Annotated in this window: 25 protein-coding genes and 1 pseudogene; 1 reads left to right on the forward strand and 25 read right to left on the reverse strand. The window is 65.1% G+C overall.

Annotated features, from left to right (window positions below; all coding sequences use genetic code 11):
* Positions 1-126: 126 nt before the first annotated feature.
* The 16 genes and pseudogenes from J2858_RS01995 to J2858_RS02070 all read right to left on the reverse strand — a co-directional run bounded on the left by J2858_RS01995 (position 127) and on the right by J2858_RS02070 (position 15,102).
* A complete protein-coding gene (locus J2858_RS01995) occupies positions 127-2,115 on the reverse strand; it encodes a heme lyase CcmF/NrfE family subunit (RefSeq protein WP_210103069.1) in 1,989 nt (662 codons plus the stop codon).
* Positions 2,112-2,561, reverse strand: coding sequence for a cytochrome c maturation protein CcmE (gene ccmE, locus J2858_RS02000; RefSeq protein ID WP_210104093.1), 450 nt, complete (start codon positions 2,559-2,561; stop codon positions 2,112-2,114). Before ccmE ends, J2858_RS01995 begins: the two co-directional genes overlap by 4 nt.
* Before the next feature lie 8 nt (positions 2,562-2,569).
* Positions 2,570-3,742: a c-type cytochrome biogenesis protein CcmI gene (gene ccmI / locus J2858_RS02005; protein WP_210103070.1), complete on the reverse strand. Its 1,173-nt coding sequence runs from the start codon at positions 3,740-3,742 to the stop codon at positions 2,570-2,572.
* 284 nt (positions 3,743-4,026) lie between these two features.
* Complete coding sequence (locus J2858_RS02010) at positions 4,027-4,455, reverse strand: hypothetical protein (protein ID WP_210103071.1); 429 nt, start codon at positions 4,453-4,455, stop codon at positions 4,027-4,029.
* A gap of 146 nt (positions 4,456-4,601) precedes the next feature.
* Entirely contained in the window at positions 4,602-5,999 is a 1,398-nt protein-coding gene (locus J2858_RS02015) for a sensor histidine kinase (protein WP_210103072.1), read from the reverse strand.
* Positions 5,989-6,660 (reverse strand): response regulator transcription factor, encoded by a 672-nt coding sequence (locus tag J2858_RS02020; protein WP_210103073.1) that lies wholly within the window; start codon positions 6,658-6,660, stop codon positions 5,989-5,991. The genes J2858_RS02015 and J2858_RS02020 overlap by 11 nt, the downstream gene beginning before the upstream one ends.
* A 48-nt stretch (positions 6,661-6,708) precedes the next feature.
* Positions 6,709-6,963, reverse strand: coding sequence for a hypothetical protein (locus J2858_RS02025; protein ID WP_210103074.1), 255 nt, complete (start codon positions 6,961-6,963; stop codon positions 6,709-6,711).
* A gap of 128 nt (positions 6,964-7,091) precedes the next feature.
* Positions 7,092-7,304 carry a hypothetical protein gene (locus tag J2858_RS02030; RefSeq protein WP_210103075.1) on the reverse strand — a complete coding sequence of 71 codons (213 nt, stop codon included), beginning with the start codon at positions 7,302-7,304 and terminating at the stop codon, positions 7,092-7,094.
* Positions 7,304-11,113: a baseplate multidomain protein megatron gene (locus tag J2858_RS02035; RefSeq protein ID WP_210103076.1), complete on the reverse strand. Its 3,810-nt coding sequence runs from the start codon at positions 11,111-11,113 to the stop codon at positions 7,304-7,306. Before J2858_RS02035 ends, J2858_RS02030 begins: the two co-directional genes overlap by 1 nt.
* 313 nt (positions 11,114-11,426) lie before the next feature.
* Entirely contained in the window at positions 11,427-11,867 is a 441-nt protein-coding gene (locus J2858_RS02040) for an NlpC/P60 family protein (protein WP_210103077.1), read from the reverse strand.
* 8 nt (positions 11,868-11,875) lie between these two features.
* A complete protein-coding gene (locus J2858_RS02045; RefSeq protein WP_210103078.1) occupies positions 11,876-12,751 on the reverse strand; it encodes a DUF2163 domain-containing protein in 876 nt (291 codons plus the stop codon).
* Between the two features lie 13 nt (positions 12,752-12,764).
* Positions 12,765-13,403 carry a DUF2460 domain-containing protein gene (locus J2858_RS02050; protein WP_210103079.1) on the reverse strand — a complete coding sequence of 213 codons (639 nt, stop codon included), beginning with the start codon at positions 13,401-13,403 and terminating at the stop codon, positions 12,765-12,767.
* Between the two features lie 37 nt (positions 13,404-13,440).
* Entirely contained in the window at positions 13,441-13,989 is a 549-nt protein-coding gene (locus J2858_RS02055) for a phage tail tape measure protein (protein ID WP_210103080.1), read from the reverse strand.
* A gap of 32 nt (positions 13,990-14,021) precedes the next feature.
* Positions 14,022-14,219, reverse strand: a complete 198-nt coding sequence (locus tag J2858_RS02060; protein WP_432443228.1) for a rcc01693 family protein — start codon at positions 14,217-14,219, stop codon at positions 14,022-14,024.
* A 137-nt stretch (positions 14,220-14,356) separates the two neighbouring features.
* Positions 14,357-14,695, reverse strand: a pseudogene (locus J2858_RS02065) (gene transfer agent family protein); the annotation flags it as partial.
* Positions 14,695-15,102 carry a phage major tail protein, TP901-1 family gene (locus J2858_RS02070; RefSeq protein WP_210103083.1) on the reverse strand — a complete coding sequence of 136 codons (408 nt, stop codon included), beginning with the start codon at positions 15,100-15,102 and terminating at the stop codon, positions 14,695-14,697. The gene J2858_RS02070 and the pseudogene J2858_RS02065, both read right to left, overlap by 1 nt.
* Before the next feature lie 307 nt (positions 15,103-15,409).
* On the opposite strand from J2858_RS02070, the gene J2858_RS02075 reads away from it, so the two are divergent.
* Entirely contained in the window at positions 15,410-16,639 is a 1,230-nt protein-coding gene (locus tag J2858_RS02075; protein WP_210103084.1) for an MFS transporter, read from the forward strand.
* Here J2858_RS02075 and J2858_RS02080 read toward each other — a convergent pair.
* The 9 genes from J2858_RS02080 to J2858_RS02120 form a co-directional block, all read right to left on the reverse strand.
* Positions 16,605-17,003: a DUF3168 domain-containing protein gene (locus J2858_RS02080; protein WP_210103085.1), complete on the reverse strand. Its 399-nt coding sequence runs from the start codon at positions 17,001-17,003 to the stop codon at positions 16,605-16,607. The two genes, J2858_RS02075 and J2858_RS02080, sit on opposite strands and share 35 nt — an antisense overlap.
* Positions 17,000-17,335 (reverse strand): phage head closure protein, encoded by a 336-nt coding sequence (locus J2858_RS02085; RefSeq protein ID WP_210103086.1) that lies wholly within the window; start codon positions 17,333-17,335, stop codon positions 17,000-17,002. The genes J2858_RS02080 and J2858_RS02085 overlap by 4 nt, the downstream gene beginning before the upstream one ends.
* Positions 17,335-17,904 (reverse strand): head-tail connector protein, encoded by a 570-nt coding sequence (locus J2858_RS02090; protein WP_210103087.1) that lies wholly within the window; start codon positions 17,902-17,904, stop codon positions 17,335-17,337. Before J2858_RS02090 ends, J2858_RS02085 begins: the two co-directional genes overlap by 1 nt.
* Positions 17,905-17,981: 77 nt before the next feature.
* Positions 17,982-19,307: a phage major capsid protein gene (locus tag J2858_RS02095; protein WP_245365517.1), complete on the reverse strand. Its 1,326-nt coding sequence runs from the start codon at positions 19,305-19,307 to the stop codon at positions 17,982-17,984.
* Positions 19,308-19,311: 4 nt separating this feature from the next.
* Positions 19,312-19,884 (reverse strand): HK97 family phage prohead protease, encoded by a 573-nt coding sequence (locus tag J2858_RS02100; protein ID WP_210103088.1) that lies wholly within the window; start codon positions 19,882-19,884, stop codon positions 19,312-19,314.
* Positions 19,885-19,949: 65 nt separating this feature from the next.
* Complete coding sequence (locus J2858_RS02105) at positions 19,950-20,273, reverse strand: DUF6107 family protein (RefSeq protein ID WP_210103089.1); 324 nt, start codon at positions 20,271-20,273, stop codon at positions 19,950-19,952.
* A gap of 266 nt (positions 20,274-20,539) precedes the next feature.
* Positions 20,540-20,839, reverse strand: a complete 300-nt coding sequence (locus tag J2858_RS02110) for a type II toxin-antitoxin system RelE/ParE family toxin (RefSeq protein ID WP_210103090.1) — start codon at positions 20,837-20,839, stop codon at positions 20,540-20,542.
* Entirely contained in the window at positions 20,839-21,102 is a 264-nt protein-coding gene (locus J2858_RS02115) for a CopG family ribbon-helix-helix protein (protein WP_210103091.1), read from the reverse strand. Before J2858_RS02115 ends, J2858_RS02110 begins: the two co-directional genes overlap by 1 nt.
* 93 nt (positions 21,103-21,195) lie before the next feature.
* Positions 21,196-22,374: a phage portal protein gene (locus J2858_RS02120; protein WP_210103092.1), complete on the reverse strand. Its 1,179-nt coding sequence runs from the start codon at positions 22,372-22,374 to the stop codon at positions 21,196-21,198.
* Positions 22,375-22,462: the final 88 nt, after the last annotated feature.

Below are 22,462 nucleotides of genomic sequence, written 5' to 3' on the forward strand. Positions count from 1 at the left end.
TTTTGTGGCGCCTCGTCAAACGCGAAAAATCCCCTCTCCCCGCCTGCGGGGAGAGGGTTAGGGTGAAGGGCACCCTCGGCGTCAGGTACAATAGGAGAGTAAGAGGCAGGCGCCCGATACGAAGCATCATTCGGCCGGCTCCAGTGCAACCTTTGCCAGCTTGGCGCGGCGACTGGGCGCACCGACGCGCAGTCGGCGGTCCGACAGCGACACGAAGCCGCCGATCATCATGATGACCGCCCCGCCCCAGATGCACAGGATGAACGGCTTCCACCAGATGCGCACGACAAGGCCACCGTCTTCCATGTGGTCGCCCAGCGAGACGTAGAGCTGGCTTGCGCCAAAGCTCAGAATGCCCGCTTCCGTCGTCGGCATGCGGCGCGCCGTGTAAAGCCGTTTCGAGGACCAGACATCGGCGATCGCGACGCCGCCGCGGCTGACGGTAAAGTGCCCGCGCTCCTCGGTGAAGTTTGGTCCGACCGCCTCGCGCATGCCGTCAAACAGCAGCGTGTAGCCGCCCGCCTCTGCCGTCTCGCCCTGGCGCATCTCCACCACATGTTCCGTCTGGAAGGTGGTGACTGCAACGATGCCGAGCACGGTGACGCCAAGGCCCAGATGCGCCAGCGCCGTGCCGAAGGCCGAGCGCGGCAGGCCCTTGAGGCGCGCAAACGCAACCTTGAAGGAAAGCTTGCCGAAATTGGCGCGGTACCAGAGATCCGCCAGTGCCCCGAAGACGAGATAGAAGCCGATGGCAAGGCCAAGCGCTGCCACAACCGGGCCGCCGCTTTGCGCATAAAGCAGGCCGAATCCTGCCGCGAGCGCAAGTCCCGCCGCCACGTAGAGCCGCTGCAGCGCGCCCAGAAGATCGCCACGCTTCCAGGCCAGCAACGGCCCGAAGGGCACGGCAAGCAGCAAGGGGATCATCAGCAAGCCAAAGGTTAGGTTGAAGAAGGGCGCGCCGACCGAGATCTTTTCGCCCGTCAGCGTTTCCAGCACCAGCGGATAGAGCGTGCCGGTCAGCACGGTTGCGGTCGAAACGGTCAGGATAAGGTTGTTCAGCACCAGCGCCCCCTCGCGAGAGATCGGTGCAAACAGGCCGCCGCTTTTCAGCGTCGGCGCGCGCCAGGCAAACAGCACGAAGGCGCCGCCGATGAAGAAGGTCAGAATCGCCAGAATGAAGATGCCGCGCGACGGATCGGTCGCAAAGGCATGCACCGATGTCAGCACGCCCGAGCGCACCAGAAACGTGCCGAGCAGCGACAGCGAAAACGTCATGATGGCCAGAAGCACGGTCCAGATCTTCAGCGCCTCGCGCTTTTCCATCACCAGCGCCGAATGCAGAAGGGCGGTTCCGGCAAGCCAGGGCATGAAAGAGGCGTTTTCCACCGGATCCCAGAACCACCAGCCGCCCCAGCCCAGTTCGTAATAGGCCCAGTAGGAGCCCATGGCGATGCCGGCGGTCAGGAACGTCCAGGCGGCGAGCGTCCAGGGCCTCACCCAGCGTGCCCAGGCCGCGTCGATGCGTCCTTCGATGAGGGCGGCGACGGCAAACGAGAAGCAGACCGAAAAGCCGACATAGCCGAGATAAAGAAGCGGCGGATGGATGGCGAGGCCGAAATCCTGCAGGACCGGGTTCAAATCCTGCCCTTCCGCCGGTGCCGGGTCCAGCCGCAGGAAGGGGTTGGAGGTCAGCAGAATGAACAGCAGAAAGGCAACCGTGATCCAGGCCTGAACGGACAGCACCGTGGCGCGCAGCGTGTCGGGCAGGTTGCGGCCGAACAGGGCGACCATGGCGCTGAACAGCGTCAGGATCAGCAGCCACAGCAACATCGAGCCCTCGTGATTGCCCCAGACGCCGCTCACCTTGTAGATCATCGGCATCAGCGAATGGGAATTGTCCCAGACGTTCAGTACCGAAAAATCCGAGACGGCATAGGCCCAGGTCAGCACGCCGAAGGCAAAGGCCACCAGTACGAATTGCACCACGGAACCGACCGGCGCGAAGGCCATCAGCGCGGCGTCGCCGCGCCGCGCCCCCATGAGCGGCAGCACCGACAGCAGAAATCCCGTCGCCAGCGCCAGAACCAGCGCGTAATGGCCGATCTCGATGATCATGGCTTTGCCCCCTCGCCTTCCTTCCAGACGCCCTTCTTCTTCAGGCCGTCCGCCACTTCCTTGGGCATGTAATTCTCGTCGTGCTTGGCAAGCACCGAATCGGCAACGAAGGCATGGCTCCCGTCGAAGGCGCCTTCGGTCACCACGCCCTGTCCCTCGCGAAACAGGTCCGGCAGGATGCCGGTATAGGTTACGGGAACACTTGCGCCGCCATCGGTCACGTGAAAGCTGACGGTCGAGCCCGCGCCACGCTTCACCGAGCCCTCCTCCACCAGTCCGCCGAGCCGGATGCGGGTGCCCGGCTGCACGGCGGCCTTCTGCAGGTCGCTCGGCATGAAGAAATAGGCAACCGACTGGCTGAAGGCGAACATCACCAGAAGCACGGCAACCAGGATGAAGCTCATGCCGCCGAGGATCACGGCAAGGCGCTTCTGCTTGCGGGTCATCCTGCGGCTCATGGCGTCACTCCCTCGGCCGAAAGGCCGGTTTCTTTGGCCAGCGCCAGCAGGCGCCTGCCGGCCTCCTGATCGGCCGGAAAGGTTTTGAGCCCGGCCTTCAGGGCATCCGATGCCTTCGCCTTGTCGCCCAGCACCATGTAGGATCGTACCAGCCGCAGCCAGCCCTCGATATTGTCGGGATCGTCGCGAAGCCTCGCCGCAAGCGTGTCGACCATGCCGGCAATCATCTGCTGGCGCTCCTGCGGCGAAAGCTGCTGCATGGCCTCGACCTGTGCCGCGTTCGGATTGCCGGGCGCCTTTTGAGCGGCCGCAGGCGCGGTCGGGGCCGCGGCAAGCGGCGCGCCGCCATTCTTGCCGATATGCTCGCTAACGAGCGAAATCCAGGCGGCACCGGGCGGCGAATCTTTGAGGATCGCCTCGAAGGCGCGGCGCGCATCATCGGTGCGGCCGGCCTGCTCCAGCGCAAGGGCTGCATAAAAGCGAGCGCGCATATTGCGGCCGTCAAGCGCCACCGCCCTGTCGAAGGCGTGGCGGGCATCCTCCGTCACCACGCCCTCGTTGGACGCCACCAGCGTCTCGCCCAGACCCGCCAGCCGTTCGGAGCTTTCGCCGTTGAGGCGGATGGCGTTGCGATAAGCCATTTCGGCATCGCCGAGCCGCATGGCGCGGAAATAGATCGGCGCCAGAAGGTCCCAGCCGGCACCGTCATCGGGCTTTTCGGCCAGATGTCGCTCGGCCTTGGCGACCAGAAGCGCCATGTTGTTGCCGGGATTGGCCAGCCGCGCTTCCAGCGGCTGGGCGGGAAGGTCGGGATTTCCGAGAAACAGATAAAGACAGAGCCCGATGAGCGGCACGCAGAGGATCACCGACAGCGGCGCCAGGCGATGGCGTGCGCGGGATGCAGCCCCGCCACCCGTTCCTTTGGCATCGGCGCGCTTGTCGGCCAGCGCCAGCAACCGCCGGCCGATCTCGGCCTTGGCATAACCCGCCTCCTCGACGCCGATCAGCCCTTGCGCCCGGTCGCGGTCCACCTCGCGCAGCTGGTCGCGATAGACCGCCGCCTCATCCTCGCGCAACTCTTCAACGGGCCGCGCAGAGGTCATCAGTGGCCAGATCAGAACCGCCGAAACGCCCGCGGTGATAACTGCAAGAAGGATCCATAAAGTCATGAAGGCCAATTACTGCACTCGGGCCCCCATTCCAATCGGAAGGCAGGCGATGACACGAATTTGAGGCCATGACGACACCGGACCCCATCCGGCATGTCCACCGGACACGCCGGGCCGCGAGGCCCGCACAGGCTCACCCCACCTCTTGCCACCGACTGTGACGGCAGCCTTGATCTACGTCAATTGGCAAGAACGCCTCACGCGCTTTGCGCGCATCACTTCGGATAAAAACAACCCAGAATTCCGCGGACGGAGCCGGTCCTCGTGGCAAAGGCGGCGCCGCCTCAGGTCAGCGGCGTCCAGGTGCCATCCTCGTTGCGGCAGGCGGCGCCCCGTTCCTTGGCTTCGCGCCCGTCGATCGTGACGGTATGGGTATACTGGCGGCAGTTTTGCGATCCCACCTGATAGGGGGCGGCCGCCACCACCTCGCCGCGCACATTGCTGCCGGTCCAGGCGACCGGCTGGCCGACGGCGGCCTGTTCCAGGGCGCGATATTCCGCCTCGAGTGCGCGCTGCCGGTCGCCGCTGGAGATCTTCACCGGAATGCGCCCGATGATGCCGCCCTGCAATGCACTGATATAGTCGACGCCGGGCGCGGCACGGCCGAAGAACATCCCGCTGCGGGAACCGCTGGTTCCCGTGGTGGAACAGCCGTTCAGAATGCTGACTGACACAAGGGCGGACAAGACGAGTGTGGCAAAGCGCAAGTGCATTCTTCTCCAACATATTCTCAAAAACAGCGATGCGGACCAGACGTCCGAACCTGCCTCACCAGTTCTTTTAGCGTTTTCGTGGGCAAGGTCGAGCCCGAACCTGCCTTACCCCGTGCTGGCACCCTGTTTATCGGCACCGCTCTTGCTCAGACGATCTCCCTGGCGGGTCCCGGCAGCGTCAATCGGGCGCGCAACCCACCGCGCTCGCCGCGCGACAGTTCGAAGGCGCCCTGATATTCCCGGGTAATTTCGCCGACAATCGACAGGCCAAGCCCGGTGCCGGGCTTGCTCTCGTCCAGCCGCCGCCCGCGCTTCAGCGCTTCCTTGATCTCGTGCGGCTCAAGACCGGGCCCGTCGTCCTCGACGATGATCTCCACCCAGCTGCGCTTGGCGGCCTCTGCCCCTTCCGGCCCCTGCGCCGGATGGACCGACAGCCAGACCGTGGTTGACGCATGGCGCGCGGCGTTTTCCAGAAGGTTGCCGACGGTTTCCTCGACGTCCTGCTGCTCCATGGCCAGCGCCAGACCGGGCGGGCTCACCTCCAGCTGGAACTCCCGCTCGGAGTTCAGCCGGCGCATCACCCGCACCAGCCGTTCCAGAACCGGCTCTGCTTCGGTGCGCGCCAGAAGCGATTCGCGCTGGGCGGCAATGCGGGCGCGGTTCAGATAGGATTGCACCTGCCCCTGCATCGCCTCGGCCTGGCTGCGCACCAGCTCGCCCTGCGGCCGTTCCAGAAGGCGCGATTCGTTGAGGAGAACCGCAATCGGCGTTTTCAGCGAATGGGCAAGATTGCCGACCTGCATGCGGGCGCGCTCCACGATGCGCCGGTTGCTGTCGATGAGGGCGTTCATCTCGACGGCAAGCGATTGCACCTCGCGGGGGAACTTGCCTTCCAGGCGCTCCACCTCGCCGCGCCGCACCTTTTCGAGAGCCCGGCGCGCCTCGTCGAGCGGACGAAGGCCGAAGAGAATGGCCAGGCCGTTCACCACCAGGCTCCCCAGCCCGAAAACGATGAGGGCGATATAGAGATTGCGGGTAAAGCCGCTGATATCCTCATCCACCACCGAGAGATTGCCGGAGACGCGAAAGCGCGCCGCGCGTCCATCGGCATCCAGCACCACCTCCGTCTCGGCCACCAGCACATGGTTTCCATAGGCGTCGGTGGCCGGGTAGAAGCGCTCGTAGCGATTGTTGAACGGCACGTTGAGGATCGACGGCACCTGGATATTGGAGGTGCCGAGCGAGGAGGAGGACAAAGGCGTGGCGGCAAAGGTGCCGAGCGGTTCGACGATCCAGTACCAGCCGGTCTCGGGCTGCGAGAAGCGCAGGTCGCCGAGCTGCGGATTGCCGGCAAGGCTGTTGTCGTCGCCGATGGTGATCGAGTTGATCACGTTGTAGAGCTGCGCCCGCAACAGGTCGGTAAAGGCGCGTTCCGAGGATTTGGCATAGAGCGCCGAGATCACCAGCGCGATCACCACCAGCGCCAGCGCCGACCAGGCGGTCGCCAGCAGCAGAACGCGCGCTGTGACCGATTTAATGTACATCGTCGGGCGCTTGCATCCGGTATCCCAGCCCGCGCACCGTATCGATGAGGTCGACGCCGATCTTCTTGCGAAGCCGTCCGACAAAAACCTCGATCGTATTGCTGTCTCTGTCGAAATCCTGGTCATACATGTGTTCGATCAGCTCGGTTCGCGACACCACCTGGCCCATATGGTGCATCAGGTAGGAGAGAAGCCTGAATTCGTGAGAGGTGAGTTTCAGCGTAACGCCGTTGACCGTTGCCTTGGACGCCTTGGTGTCCAGACGCACCGGCCCGCAGGCAAGCTCGGAGGAGGAATGGCCGGCGGCGCGGCGGATGAGCGCCCGCACCCGCGCCAGCACTTCCTCCACATGGAAGGGTTTTGCCACGTAGTCGTCGGCGCCCGCATCGATGCCGGCCACCTTGTCGCTCCAGCGGTCGCGCGCCGTCAGCATCAGCACCGGCATGCCCTTGCCGGCCTGCCGCCATTTTTCCACGACCGTGATCCCGTCCATTTCCGGCAGGCCGATATCGAGAATCACCGCGTCATAGGGCTCTGTTTCGCCGAGAAAATGCCCCTCTTCGCCATCGAATGCCTGATCCACCACATAGCCGGCCTCCCGCAGCGCATCGGCGAGCTGCCGGTTGAGGTTGACATCGTCTTCGATCACCAGAATGCGCATGAGAGACCTTTGGAAGGCTTGGGCGTGAGGGTTGTGAGCCGTCTTCTACTACATCGGCACCCGGACAGTCACCTTGCGGGGACGCTCGCCGCTGCCCTGGACCAGAACGGTGACGATGCAGGTGCGGCCATCGTTGGAAGGCTGGGCGGACAGGAGTTGCCCACCGGTGTCACGCACCACTTTGGAGGCGGCATCACCGCAATCACCGGCAACCAGAACGAGGTAATCGCGTGCTGAGGCTTGCCCTGTCGAAAGGGTAAAGAGGGCCGCGGCAAGTATCGCGATCATCCTGTTTGATGCCATGACTACAACTTTCACTCGCGGTGACGCACGGTTTATGAACCGAACCATTGGTGGAATTATGTAACGAAAGGCGGCTGAATGGCAAATGAATGCGCCATTCAGCCGTCCAACTTTGGGTCACGAATGCATTAATTCCCGGTAATGCTTGTCTTGGCCGAGAGGCGCCCGTAGACGGCCAGAAGGCCGCCGACCGCACCGGCAAGGCTGGTGGCCGCCGCCGTGATATCGCCCTGGGCAACCGGCGAAACCTCCGTGCCGGTGGCCTGAAGCACGGAGGCGGCGATTGCGATCAGGCCACCCCAGACGGCCTTCGACTGATACCAGGCTTTCGAACTTTCCATCATTCATCTCCTTGGTTTTTCACGATGATGTCCGTGACGAGAGGAAGTCCGAGCGGCACGGCCCGCCCCAGTTGGCAAAGCCTGATGCGAAACGTGCTCGTGGCTGCGCCAAAGTCGCCGATTTCATCTGCTGCCGGATAGAGGAAGGCAGGCTCTGCCACCTCCACCATCCGCACCACGGTTGCGCCGGACAAAAGTTCGAGCCGGTAGCGTTCATCCGGCTCGTCAAGCGGGATGTCGCTGGCGTCCCAGTCGTCGGCATTGACGCGTCCGCGCCGCACCCAGGAAAACAGCACGCCGGCACCCTGGCGCACCGCCCTTGGATGCACAGGCGAAAGCGGCGTTTCGGCGCGCACCCCGCCGGCAAACGAATAAGGGCCGGCCCGCCCGCCGGAGGATGCAATAGCTTCGGCAATCCAGTTGTAGACGACGCCGCGCTCGTCGCTGCCAAGGGAGAGCGACCCAACGCCCGCCCCGAGCACCACCACCGGCGCGCCGATGACGGCACCGGCCGCCATCGCATCCTCCGTGCCGGCAAGTCCCCGCAGCAGCACCGTCAGGCGAAAATGTCCCGGCGCCGTTTCCAGCGACTCGGCAAACGACAGGATCTCCCAGACGCCGTTGGCAGAGAGGATCGCCAGGCGGTTTTCGCCCGAAAGCGCCCCCGCCTCGCCCACCGATGACAGGCCGTCGAAGAAGAGATCCAGTTCGATGGTGCTCGTCCGGTCGAAACGATCGGAGACGCCGCCCGTAAGCGCCGCCGTCAACCGCCCTATCTGCGCGGGCCGGTCCAGGGTGGTGCGGGCACGGTATCCTTGCGTGGTTGCCGAACTCGAGACAAGAATGCGCCGCCACGGGCTGCCATAGGCGGCCACGCGGGCAAAGCTTTCCGCCTCCCCCGCCTCGAAGCGCGGCAGGTCCATCAGGTGAAGAATCGGTGAGAACCCGGCAGAGACCGCCCCGCCGCCCGTCGAGCGGCCGCCGGCCGCCGCCGCGCTGGCCAGAAGTGCGGCAGGCTCATGGCGCTTTGCCTCGACCCGCCGCACCGCCCCTTCCTCGATCCGCGTCACCAGATAGACACCGTCCGGTCCGTCGGTCAGCCGCAGCGCGTCGCCGGGCGCAAGTGCCATATCGGCGGGCGAGAGGGCAAAGCTCAGGCTGCGCCGCGACAGATGATTGTCGCGCAGCAGGCTTTCCGCCGCCGCCTGTGCGGCTTCCTCGTAGAGTGTCGCGGCGAGGTCAGCGCGCAGGATACGGTTGCTTGTGCCGGCAATCTTGCGCGAGCGCACGGCAGCCTGCTCGTAATCCAGAACCGGATTGGCAAAGCTTGCGACGGCCTCTGCGGCAAAATCGCTGTCATGGCCGCGCACCTCTGTCCAGGCCGGCTCCTCGTCCTGCTCGGCCAGCACATCGATGACCCGGGCGACGCGGCTTGCCTGCGTGCGCGAGCGGAACCGCAAGCCTTCCGGCTCCTCGAGGACGTCGATGAGGAAGGCATTGGTCAAGGGCTCGATGAGCGCCCGCGCCGAAACCGTGTCCCCCTGCACATAGCCGATCAGGTCGCCGCTCACCTCGGAGACGTCGAAGGCGGTGAATCCGTGGTCGGTGAGGATGGCGGCAATCGCATCGGCAAGCGTGGTGGCGCCCAGCCGGCCGTTCAGCCAATGCCCGGTCTTCCAGTTGTCGCCGTCGCTCCAGACGGACAGCTCGTTGGGAAAGGCCGGGTAAGGCCGCGTATCCCAGGACCAGAGAAAGATATGGTTCGGGTCCACCATGCCCGCCGGCGCCTGCGTGCCCTGCCACCAGCCGTGGTGGGCCTCCAGAAACCGGCGCTGCATGCTGTCGCTGCGCGCGCCGTTCGAAAAATGCGGCGTGCCGCTGTCGGCCGATTTGGCGTCCGGAAACAGGTTCGGCTGGTTTGCCGCCTTGTCGATCGCCGAACAGCCAAGCTCGGTGAACCAGATCGGCTTTGCGCCGGGAACCCAGGCGGTCGGAACCGTCCTTTCGACGCCGCCCACCCGCTCGAAATGGTAATGGCTCCACCAGCCGGCGAGGTCCTTGTAGCGAAACACCCAGGGTTTTGACGCAAGCCCGTCGGTGATCGGTGTGCGCGCACGCAGCGTGCGCGCCGTGTCGCTTGCATAATACCAGTCAAAACCCTCGCCGCTGGCAATGGCGGCGGTGAGGGCCACCGGATCGTCCGCCAGGCGCGCTCCGTCGGGATTGGCATTGCCCAGATCGCTGTCGCGCCAGTCGCTGAGCGGCATGTAATTGTCGATGCCGACCGCATTGATGGCACTTGCGGCCCAGAGCGCATCCAACGGAAAATAGACGTCACCCGAACCGTCTGCCGGATGATACCCGAAATATTCGCTCCAGTCGCTCGCATAGGTCAGCTTTGTGGTCGTTCCGAGCAGCGCGCGCACGTCACCCGCCAGTGTGATCAACTGCTCGACAAAGGGAAAGCGGCCGCTTTCGCCCCGCACCCGCGTCAGCCCGACAAGTTCGGAGGCCAGGATCAGTCCGTCGATGCCGCCCGCATCTCTTGCAAGCGTTGCGTAATGCAGCACCATGCGGCGGTAACCATCGGTCCTGTTGCAGAAGGTCTCGACCTGCAGCCGGGCGGCACTTGTCTTGTCCGGCGAGCCCGCCACGCCCGGCGCCGGATGGCAGGTGATGCGCCCGCGCCAGGGATAGGCAGCCTGCCGGCTGCCGCCATAGGGGTCCGGCAGGCTGTTTGCGGCCGGCACATCCATCATCACGAAGGGATAGAGATAGACCTTGAGGCCTCGCGCCTTGAGGTCGCGGATCGCCTGGGTGACGCTCTGATCACAGGGCGTGCCGCCAAAAGCGGGGCCATCGCCGCTGTCGCTCACCAGATGCGCGCCGGCGCGCGAGATCCCTGCCACCTGCCAGGGCATGCTGAGCCCGGAGCGGGCGGCAACCTCGACGCCCGGCAGGATACGGCACTCGCCGGCGCGCAGGTCCGTGCCGAACCAGCTGACCACCAGCGCCACCCGCTGCAGATTGGGGCAGACCGCCTGCAACTCGTCGAGCGAGGCCTGCCAGTCGGTCGCCGCCGTCAGCGTGTGGCGGTTGAGCAGCCGTGCCGTGCCCGACCCGTCGTCATCGCTGACGGCCACCGTCGCATAGCCGAATTCGGTCGCGCCGGGGATCAGCGTGACGGCCCGCACCTGGCTTTCCAGCACCCCGACCGGTCGCACCACCTCGAACTGCAGAAGCGGAATGCGGTTGCCGAAATCGTCGATCGGCAGGCGCTCGAACACCACGTAGGCAAGGCCACGATAGGCGGGCGCCTTGCCGGTGCCCTGCTTGGCCTCGATGAGGGGGTCCGGCAACTGGCTGTCGGTGCCGCGATAGACACGCATCTCGATCGCTGTCAGGTCCAGTTCGCGCCCGTCAGCCCAGACGCGCCGCACATGACCGATCTCGCCCTCGCACAGCCCGACGGCAAGGTTGGCATAGTATTTGAAGTTTTCCACGCGCGAGCCGCTGGCCTTGCCGCCCTGCCGCTCTGTCGTCACCTCCTCCTCGAAGCGCGTGGCCCAGATCAGCGTGCCGGCAATGCGCGCGGTGCCGTAGACGCGGGCAATCGGCGTGCCCTCGTCGGCCCCCGGTACACGGGCGGTGGAAAGCCGTGATCCGGTCACCGTCGTAAAGCTTGAAATGAGCGCCTGGTCGACGGCGGCGCCGGCAAGACCGCCCGCCGCCCTTCCGAGTACAGCCCCGATCGGTCCGAACACGGAACCGAGCGCAGCCCCTGCCGCCTGAAACAGAATGGTGGCCATGGCTCATCCCCCGCACGTCTTTGCGCACGCTAAAATTGTGTTAATCTGGAAAAACTCGGCAGCATGAAGCAGCACGCGGCGCGCCTGCCGCCGCATCAGCGAGGACGGGCCACACTGACCTCGGCATAGGCCTTGCTGTCGATCATGGAGGAAGTGCTATGAGGCTCACGCCGATTGGTATTTCGCTTATGCTCAGAAAAACCCGGACGGGCTGGTTACTCTCCGTCCGGATAATAGTCTGGGTATAAAGAAAGGGTGGGCGGGCTAGCCCCCGCTCACCACTCCATCACCATACCCCCGAAACCCCTTGTTTTCAAGCATCCAGCCGGTCTGGAAAGCGATGCACCGCTGCAATGCGCCTGCGCCAGGAAGGCACCAGAACGGAGCGGATGACCGATCCCTGCTCATAGGCGTGGATGAAGTGCTGCGGCCCGGTAAGGATCCCGGCATGCTTTGCCGCACATCCCACCCGCCAGCGAAACAGGAGGAGATCGCCCGCAGCCATCTCCGACGGCGGGATCGGTGATCCGAAAAGCCGCATGCCTGCCGCAAGCAGCCGCTCCTCGCCGGATCGTTCCGCCCAGTCGGGCGCATAGGGCGGCACCGCCTCCGGTTCCTCTCCATAAAGCTCGCGCCAGATGCCGCGGATGAGGCCGATGCAGTCGCAGCCGATCCCCTTCGTGGCGCCCTGATGACGATAGGGCGTGCCGAGAAAACCCTCGGCAATCGCCACCACTCTGTCGCCGGTCGTCATTGGCCCGCTCATTCAAACAGCGCGCCGCCGTCGTGAACGCGCTCCCCGTCCACATAGGAATAGGCAAAATCACTGCCGGGCACATGCGGAAAGCCGCGAAAGTTCAGCCCATTGCCATAGCGCGTGCGACAGGTGGCAAAGCTCTTGTCGCAGCCGGCGGTGATCGAGAAACTTTCGCCGGCAGAAACCGCCCGCTCGAGCGGCAGCCACAGCGTCAGGCGTGCCGTGCCGTCCGCCTCGCGCACATGCGCCTCCACCTCGGCACTGTCGCCGGAGGTAAGCGTCAGCACGCCCCGATCGAAGAAGCCGGTCGCCGAAGCGCCAAGGCCGCCGACGACGAGATGGCTGCGGTCTTCCATGGCAAGAATGGTTCCGGTGCCGCGATAGGGCGCAAGGTTTACCCCGCAGCGGCTATCCCCCAGGCTTGCATCGCAACGGCGATTGTAAAGCCTGCCCTGCGGCTGGTCGAGCCGGTTGGCGCGGCTGCGCAGTTCGGCGGTAAATTTGTCGCCCGCCCGCGTTACCTCGCCTACCTCGCGCACGCTGAGCAGCACATGCTGGGTCGGATCGGCCCAGTTCACGCAGAAAAGCTCCACCACCGCGCCGTCGTAGCGCCCGGCGGCAAGATCCGCCGCATTCATCGCCTCGCTCGAACAGCCGCCGGCGACATCGCTCGCACTTGCGGAAAAGCCCTGCTCCTCCTCCCCGTCGCTGGCCAGGAAGCCGCTTGCGGCGGAAAAGACGGTCGAGGCGAAAAAGAGGTCGCGGTCGTGATCGGTAAAGCCCTGCACCACGCCATCGCGCCGCGTCAGGCGCCAGGCATTGCAGGTGGTCGTCGCATCGCCGCCCAGATGGGCGGCAAGCGCCGGCGGGATCGTTCTCATGGCAGGATCCTCCTCACGGCAGGATTTCAGTGATGGGAATGGCGGGAATGCTGCCGGCGTTGAAGTTCGACAGGTTCACCTCGATACGGTCCGTCGCGAAACGCACCGGCACGTCGAATTCGTAACCGGCGCGCACCAGAGCACCGGCTGCCGGCACATGGCCTGCCGCAAAGGTCACGAGGCCGGTTGTCGTGTTGCAGGTAAAAGCGGTTGCGGCTTTCGTCACCCCGTTGACCGAGACGGTCACCGTGCCGGCCACCGGCTTTGCAATCGGCCGCACCGATCCTGCCGCCGCATCCGCATAGCTCTTCGACAGCGCAAAGGCCGCCGTCACGCCGTCGCCGGTGCCGATCAACTGGTCGGCCGAGGTGATCGTCGCGGCCGGTGCACAGGATTTCCAGTCAAGCGGATCGCGAAAGCGAAAGCCGTAAAGCTCGCCGCAGCGCGCCTCGAAAAACGCCAGCACCTCGTAAAGGTCACCGATCGACTTGATCCCGGACCCGGCGTCATAGCTGCGTCTCGAAAAGCGCCAGCGGGCATTGCGCTGCTCGCGACCGTTCGACAGGTTGACGATATCGGTGCGCCGCACCGGCCCGCCGGTCACCCCCAGCGCCAGCCGCAGCGGAAACCGCACCTCGTGAAAGCCGCTCATCCAAACCCTCCGTCCTGTTCCGCTTCAAGGCCCGCCCTCAAAGCCCGCGCCGCCCGCGCGACACGCTGCGCGCCAGCATGGCCGAGATCTGCCCTTCGCTTTTTCGAAAGCTTGCCGCATCCGTTGCCGTCACGTTGAAAACGATCTGCGAGGCCCCGGCTCCGCCGCCGGCTGCAACGCCCAGGCTGCCATCAGCACCGCGCTGCAGCGGCAAAATGGCCTCCGCTCCCGCCTCGCCCATCAACCCCATATTGCCACCCATCGGAAAATAGCTCGGCGCGCGCACCACGCCGCCATCGGCAAAGGCCGTTACCGATCCGGAAGCGGCCCCGAACAGACTGCCGACGGCGCCGGAAAGCGCCGTGTCCAGCGGTTTCAGAGCGGAAGACAGGGCGATATCGGTCAGCCGCGTGCCAAGCCCCTTCAGCACATCCTCCAGGCTCTTGCCGCTGACAGCCGCCGATTTGAGCGCACCGGACAGTGCCGTGCCGAAGCGCTGCGAGCGGCCTTCCAGATCACTGATCGCCGTTGCCAGCGCCTGCGTCGAGGCAAGGGTCTCTGCAACGGAACCTTCATCCGTTTCCATGGCGGTCTCCAAAGATCATGAGAAAGCTGCAATCAGGCCTTGGCCATTCCTGTATCGGGATAGGCCCGCATCAGTGCCGCAAGCCCGTCGCGGGAAAACGCCGGTGCGCGCGGCACAAGCCCACCAGATGCGGCAAAGAACTCGCGCGGCGTCATCGCCCAGAAGTCTTTCGGGGAAAGCCGCAGCAGGCAAAGGCCGGTGTGGATCACCCGCGCCCAGGGAAACGGCACGACCGCCGCCCCTTTACCCGCTGCGGCTCTCAAGGGTTTGCCACGACACCCCTGGCGCCGGGTGCGTCCGCTGCCGTCACCTCTGAAGTTCGCCGTACCTCCGGAGCGCCGGAGGCGCTGGAGACTACGTCGTCCTCGCCGCCAAACGTTGCCGCCAGAAGATCGGCCACCACGCGCGCATAGGCCGGAACGCCGCCCTCGATGCTCATCGCCGCCACGTCCTCGTCGGACAGAAGATTGCCGCCGCCGCGCAGGCCGGCGCCGATGATGCGGGCGAGATCGAGTGCCTTGAGCCGCCCCTCGGCAAAGCGCATGGCGAGCCCCGTCAGGTCGTCGACCGCAAAGGCCGTCTCCAGCTCGGCAAGAGCCGACAGCGTCAGGCAGAGGATGCGCCGCTCACCGTCGATCACCGCCTCGATCTCACCCCGGCGCCGGTTGGCCCGGCCGAGGACGCCTCCGGAAAAGGTCGCGCCCATCAGATCGCTCCGAAGGTCAGGCTGCCGGCCGATTCCAGCGTCAGCTCGAACCGGATTTCGCCGTTGTGATCGCCGGAATATTCGAGCGCGGTGATCTGGAACGGTCCGCTCACCGTTCCGAAGGCCGGGATCAGCACCTGCCAGGACAGGATCGTGCCGGCAAAGAAGGTCGACCGGACCAGCAGATCAGACGCCTGATCCTTGAAAATGCCGCCACCCGATAGCGAGGCCCGCTGCACGCCCGCGCCTGCCAGCAGTTCACGCCAGCGACCGGCGCTTTCGGCATCGGTCACATCCACCGTCTCTGCATTAAACGCCAGCCGCCGCGACCGCAGCCCCGCCACCGTTAACCAGCTGCCGCCATTATCCACCTTCAACAGCAGATCCTTACCCTTCTGCGCCACCATGCGATCTCTCCATCTGTTTCCGTTGCGTCATTGCGTGCCATCGGTCAAAAGAGGTTAAGGCAGGGCGCCCGCAGCAAACGCAGGCACAGCGAGACGAGTGCAACAAGCCAAGCCCCGCATTTCCCGCTTCCTCACTCAGACCGAATCCGCTAGCCCATCGTCCGGACAGCTATTCGCTATTCGCTATTCGCTATTCGCTATTCGCTATTCGCTATTCGCTATTCGCTATTCGCTACTGCCTACTGCCTACTGCCTACTGCCAGCTGCACAATGCACGTCCCTCACCGCCTTCCCTCGGAACCCCTCCATGTCCCTCACCTTTCGCCGTATCCGGCTGATCGCGGCCGTTTCCGTCTCGCAGATCATCGGATGGGGCACGAGCTTCGACATGCCGGCGGTGCTGGGGCCGCGGATCGGGGCAGAGCTTAGGCTGTCCAATGCAGTCGTCTTTTCCGGCCTCACCATCATGATGCTGACGAGCGGGCTTGCCGGTCCCGCGGTCGGGCGCCTGCTGGCGCGCCATGGCGCAGCAAAGGTGCTCTCCATGGGCTCCGTCTCGCTGGCGCTCGGGCTGCTGCTCTTGAGTGCCTGCCATTCGCTGATTGCCTATGCGGCAACCTGGCTGGTTTTCGGCTGGGGCGGCGCGCTTTCGCTCTCCACCGCCGCCTATGCGGCCATTGTCGAGCGGGAAGGTGCCGACGGAAAGCGCGTCATCGCGCTCACCATGATCTTTACCGGCCTGTCGGCCACCGTCTTCTGGCCGGTCAATACCTGGCTTGCGGATGGCATCGGCTGGCGCAATACGCTGATGGTGCTTTCGGCGCTGCAGCTTTTCGTCTGCCTGCCGCTGCATCTGTTTGCCCTGCCCAAACCCGTCGCGAGCCAGACGGAAAAGACCGCGCAGGACATGGCACCCGTGGCGCTATCGCCTGCACAGGCTAGCTTTGCCTTTCTGCTGATTGCCGCCGCCATCACCCTGGCTGCTTTCGTGTCCTTCGGCCTGTCGGCCACTTTCCTGCAGTTGCTCCACCAGTCGGGCGCAACGCCGGCGCTCGCGCTACAGCTCGGCATGGCGCGCGGCGTGCTTGCCATTCTGGCGCGCGGCGTCGATTTCCTCTTTGGCCGGCGCGGAAATCCCATCCTGACGGCGCTTGTCGGCATGCTGCTGACGCTTGCCTCCTACATCCTGCTTCTGGCGCTTCCCGGCTCGTCACCCGTCCTCGTCACCTTTGTCGTGTTGCAAAGCCTCGGCTCCGGCATCATGGCGGTGGCCCGCGCCGTCCTGCCGCTTGCGGTGTTCTCGCCGGCTGCCTTCGGGCTGCAATCGGCGCGCATCTCGCTGCCGCAGAATTTTGCGATCGCCGCGGCCCCCGTCGCCTTTGCGGCGCTGATGGATGGCGCCGGTGCATCGGCCGCCCTTTTCATGGCAACCCTCCTCTCCGGCATCGTCATCGTCCTGCTTCTCCAGCTTCGCCGGCTGGCAGCGGCCGCTCGCGCGGCGCCTATTCCGTCACCGCCCGGAACCGAAGATCGATGACGAAGAGCCTCGTCTTCGGCTCGCGCCGGCTGCGGCTCGATTGAAAAGTGAGGCTCACCAGAACAGCCCCTTCCAGCGCGAGCGCCTGATCGGCCAGCAGCAGCTTTACGCGTGCGGCAAGCGCTTGCGCGGTCCGGCGTCCCTCGCCGTCCGCCCAGACTTCAAGGGTTAGGAAATGCTCGGCCCCGGGCTCGGTGGCGGTCGAGTAGTCGCGCGTCTCGATCTCGCCGAAGACGATCGCCGGCAGGCGCATGCGGGGCAGCAGACGGTCGAAAATGCCGTCTGCCCCCACCTGGGCGCTCAGCGTCGCATCGGTCGAAAGCCGCGCAAAGACTGCCTTCATCAATGCGTTTTCGGCACTCATGTCGCCTCCTCCTCGCAGTCGCAGACGAGATAGCGCCCGCTTTCATCCGGGTCGCGCACCAGAAGAATGGAAAAGATCCGGTCCCCCTTGCGCAGCCGCTGTCCGGCCGCCACGCCCGTCTGGGCCGCGATCCAGATGCGATGGGTCAGGACCTGCCGCTCCGCACCGGCAAGTTCGGAGCCGGCATGCGACACCGGTTCCACCCGCGCCCAGAGCGACCCTGCTTGGGCCCAGGTCACGGTCGCGCCACCCTGCCCGTCGGGGACGGTTGCCATCATCTCGCGGATGAGGCGCGTCGTCCGCTGGCCGGGATCGAGAAACAGCGCGCCCATCAAAGCCTCCGCAGCCGATAGGCGGCAATCAGCCGCTCATAGCCGTCGGGAATGCCGGCCGGCTGCTGGTCCGGCGGCAGCACGCCGCGAAAGGCGTGCATATAGCCGACATGGATCAGCATGGCGCGTTTAAGCGGCCCCGGCACATCGGTTGCCGCCTCGCCGAAACCGGCGGAAAACGTCACCTCGATGCCGTTCAACGCACGCCCCGGCAGCGGCCGGTTTTTCAGCCACAGCCGCGCCGGCCTGTTTTGGCCGTCAAGCACATGGCCTTGAAGCGACACATGAACGACGGTGCCATTTTCATCGTAATAGCAAACGTCCTCAATGGCTTGCACCGGCCCCCTGGCAATCTGAATCACTCCCGTCGCCGGCCAGTCGTCAAGGATGAGGCGCAGGGTCTGCGCCATCAGGCAGAGGCCCGTCTCGCGCTCCAGATGTTGGCGCGCGACGGCAATCAGCGCCTGAAGGCCCGCATCCTCGTCCGTCTGGTCGATGCGCAGATGCGCCTTCACCTCGGCAAGCGTCAGCGGCTCCGCCTCCGGCGGCTCGGTCAGCACAATGGTCATGACAGGTCCTTGTCGATCGAAGGAGAAAACCGGCGGGCCGCAACCCGGCCCGCCAGACAGCAGACGACAGCCGGCCGTCAGCTTGCGGAAAACTTCACCAGCTTGATCGCCTCAAAGTTCTGCACGCCGCCGCCGACACGCTTGGTGGTGTAGAACAGCACATAGGGCTTGGCCGAATAGGGATCGCGCAGGATGCGCACGCCGGCGCGGTCGACGATCAGATAGCCGGCACGGAAATCGCCGATGGCAATCGACAGCGAGCTTGCGGCGATGTCGGGCATTTCTTCCGCTTCCGCCAGCGGATAACCCATCAGCGTTGCCGGTTCGCCGGCCGTTGCCGGCGGGCGCCAGAGGTAATTGCCCTGGGCATCCTTGAACTTGCGGATCTCCCCTTGCGTCTTGCGGTTCATCATGAAGCTGGCGTTCTGGCGATGCCCGGCCTTCAGCGCATAGACGGCGTTCAGCAGAAGATCGGAGGGATTGCTGGCCGCAAAGCCGCCTGCCACGCCGGTTGCCAGATAGCCGAGGCTCCCCCAGGTCCAGCTCGCATCGGCAACCGTCGTGTAGGAGAGGAACCCCTTCGGCTTGTTGGTGCCATCGCCGCGAATGAAGGCATCGCCTTCCTGCTCGGCAAACACGATGTCCACTTCGCTGGCAATCCAGTCCTCGACATCGACGGCGGCGTCGTCGAGCAGTGCCTGGGTGGCGGCAGGCATGGCGTAAAGCTCCATCGTCGGGAAGGCCAGTTCCACCAGCGCATTCGTCGTGGTCTGCGGCCGGCTTGCCGTTTCCGCCACCCAGCCGGTAGAAAGCCCGGCGGTGGAAAACGGCTTCTTCAGCACGGAGGCAGAGACCGTGCGCACGCTGGACAGCGCCCGCATCGGCGAAACCACCGAGACGCGCCGGCCGATCTCGCTGTCGGTCTCGGCCGGCACCAGATAGCCGCCATCGGCAGAGGTGCCGACGGAAAACGCCTTGGCCTCGATCTCGCGCAGCGCGCCCTCGTCGCCGCGGCGCATATAGGCCTCGAAGGCCGCCTTGTGCTCGGCCGCATCCGGGCCCTGTTCGCCGCGGCCCGACAGCGGCGGGCGCGCCTTCTTCAGCACCAGCTGATCCAGCACCTTCTTCTGCTCGTCCATGGCGCGGTTGATGCGGTCCATCTTGTCGCGCGTCACCACGTCGGCCGTCAGCTTCTGCTCGATTTCGCCCAGCCGTCGGTCATTGACGTCCTTGAAGCTCTCGAAGGCTTCCATGAAGTCCTCGAAGGCCGCCGTCACCGTGTCGGGCACCGCCTTCACCTCCGGCGCAATCTTTTCGGCCCGGCCCGTCCTGGTGCCTGTCTTGGCGCCCGTCTGTGAGCCCGGCACGGCCTCGGGTTCGCGGTTCATCATCATCTCGCTCATGTCGTCATCCCTTGAAGGTGGTTGCCATCATCAGTTTCGCCGTTCGCCGCAGGCTGCGGACGAGTTCGGTTTCACGGTCGCGGAAGAACCGCGCATGCTTGACGTCGGAGACCCTGGCCGATGGCAGCATCGGAAAGGTCACGACGGAAATTTCCCAGAGATCGGCTTCCAGAATGCGCCGCACGCCGGTCTTGGCGTCCTGTCTGGCCTTGACCGTGCGAAAGCCGATGGAGAGCCCGTCGAGCGCACCGCTCTTCATCAGCGCAAAGACCTCCCGCGCCCGCTCGACGCCGGGCGACAGAATGCCCTCGACATAGAGCCCACGGCTGTCCTCGCGGATCGTCGTCCAGCAGCCGATCGGCTCGTTCGGATCGTGCTGGTAGAGCATGCGCACGCCCGACGCGCTGCGCTCGACGAGCGAATTGGCGAAGGCGCCGCGCTCGATCGTGTCCTTGCCGAGATCCACCTCGCCGAACACGCTGGCATAGCCGGAAAACGTCCCGTCGCCGCCAAGCCCCGACAAAGCGAGGCTGGCAAATTTGCGCGCATTGGGCCGTGGCCCGCGATAAACGTGCATGACATGCTCCAAAATGGTGATGAGAGAAAAACAGCCCGGGCGGGGCCGGACCCGAAACGCTGCCGTCAGCCCTCGCCGGGCTTTGCCCCATAACGGCTGGCGATGCGCCCGAGCGCGCCGAGCACCCACCAGGCGGAGAGGCTTGCCGCCGCCGATCCCGTCAGCGTCACCTCAAGCGGCGACAATTGCCCGACAAGGTCCAGACGCGCCTCGAGCCAGAGCCCGGCCGGTCCGCCAAAAATCAGCCCGCAGGAAAGGCCGGTCAGAAACCGGCTTGCCGCCTCGCGCCGCCCCTGCGGCAGCATGTAGACGAGCGACACCCAGGCGCCGGCGGTCGCCCCGATCAGCTTTGCGGCCATCAGGCCGCCATCATGGCCAAGATCCGCCATTGCCTCACCTCATGATTTTCGTTGAATGCCCGCCTGCAGCGGCAAGCGGTGACCGCCTGGAAACGCCGCACGCGCTGGCCGCGGCCGGGCAAGACCGGCGCGTATCCAAAAAATCCTATGATTTCAAGGATGCTGCGGCCCGTTGCTGACAGGTTGAGTCCGCATGTTCAGAAGTTGATTCAATCCGTAAGCCCTGACCGACAATTGAAGGCGGCCACCCTCCCCCGTCAGGCTGTGGCCCCGCGCGGCCGGTCGTCATCCTGGCCTCAGTCGGCCAGGTCGTCGTCCCGCTCGAGGTCCGGATCCAGCTGGCGTCCATGACGCATGTGGGAGATGAGGATGCTCTTGGCATCGACGCGGTAGTCAATCACGTAAGCGCCGGATACGAACCGCCGCCGGCCCGGCAGGGGCAGCGGCGCCCCGATGCCGGGATAGTCCCCGATCATCCTGATGCTTTCCCGCAGCTGCTGCAGCGTGGCGACTGCCGCACGCGGGTTCTGGCTCTCAAGGTACTCTGCTTCCCGTCGCAGAAACTGTCGGACACTCTTCGACAGAAGGGTGCGCATCAGGCAGCATCGGATCTGGAGGTGCCGAGCAGTTCGTCGAACACATCCTCCGCGTCGCTGAACTCACCGTTGCGGATCTGCTCCTCACCCTTCAGGATCTGGAGAATCTCGTTGCCCTCCGCCATCAGATAGTATTTCAGCGCCCGCACGATCACCCAGCTGCGGCTGCGTTCCGTGGCTTTGGCAATCTGTTCCACCTCGGCCAGAATATCCTCGGGAATGCGAAGTGTGATCGGGTCGGAAAGTGCGGCTTTGTCGCTCATGACGGGCTCCTCTGTCATACGCCGTATTACAAGAGAATACGCCTTCACCGCCGATGTCTCAAGGCCCGCGCTTCCGGCGCGCCCGGCGCCTCGTCAATAGCCCACCGCCTGGCGCTTTTCATCATCCGTCAAAAACTCGGCAGCGCCCACCCGTGCCCAGAGCGCATCGCGTTCGCCGGAAAGCCCCGGCACCTGGTCGAGATCCGGGCGAAGGCTTAAACGATCGCCGTAAGCCTCGGAAAGCCATGCAGAAAAGCTCGCCGCCGTGCGCATCAGCAATGGCACCACCGTCAGCCGGTAGAAGGCGCGGTTGGCCTCCTGGTAATTGGCGTAGGTGGCATCGCCGGGAATACCGAGCAGCATCGGCGGCACGCCGAAGGCGAGCGCGATGTCGCGCGCGGCGGCATTTTTGGCCTCGATGAAATCCATGTCCTTCGGCGAAAGTCCCATCGCCTTCCAGTCGAGCCCGCCTTCCAGGAGAAGCGGGCGCCCGGCATTGACGGCGCCGCTATAGCCGCTTTCGAGCTCCGCACGCAGCCGCTCATACTGGTCGGGCGACAGATTGCCGCCTTCCTTGGGCTGGTAGACGAGCGCGCCGGAGGGACGCGCCGAATTGTCCAGCAGCGCCTTGTTCCAGCTGGCGGCGGCATTGTGCAGGTCAAGTGCGGCTCCTGCCGCCCCAAGCGGCGAAAAGCCGCCATGGTCGTCGAGCGGGTGAAACAGTTTCAGATGCAACAGTCCCAGCCCGTGGTCGCCACCGGCCGCCAGACGCCGCACGGCGCCGCCGACGCGGTATTCATAGGCAACCGGCCAGCCATCGGCCCCCACCACCACGCTCACCCGGTCGGGCCGCAGCAGATGCAGCTCGGCCGGCCTTGCGCCTAGAACCACCCCGTCCACATAGGCATTGCCGGAGAGCAGCAGATGGCCAAACAGCGTTTCGAGAAAATCCGGGCCGCCCATGCGCGGGTTCGGTCTTGCCAGCAGTGCCAGCGCCGGATGCGTCGACATTTCCCGGTCGCCCTCATAGGCGAGAAACGGCACGGAGGCGGAGGCTTCCGAAATCATCCGGATGGCGCGGTAGACCACCGGGTTCTTCATGAAACCCGCACGCGACAGCGCCCCATAGGACCGCCCGGACCAGTGCGCCGCCCCCTCTGCAGAGACGATGGCAAAGCCTGCGCCCTGCGCTTTTGCGTCGGAAACCGGCGTCTCGCGCACGCGCCTGTCCACCGCGGCGCGCCGCCACGGCAGGGAAAACATCGATGTCATGGAAGCTCTCTCTTTTTTCGAAGGAGAATGGTCTTGCGGGAGAACGGCCCGGACCCTCATCCGATTGACCGCCTTCTTCCCGGGAAAG

Source organism: Neorhizobium galegae (genome assembly GCF_017877135.1).
Taxonomy (GTDB): Bacteria; Pseudomonadota; Alphaproteobacteria; order Rhizobiales; family Rhizobiaceae; genus Neorhizobium; species Neorhizobium galegae_A.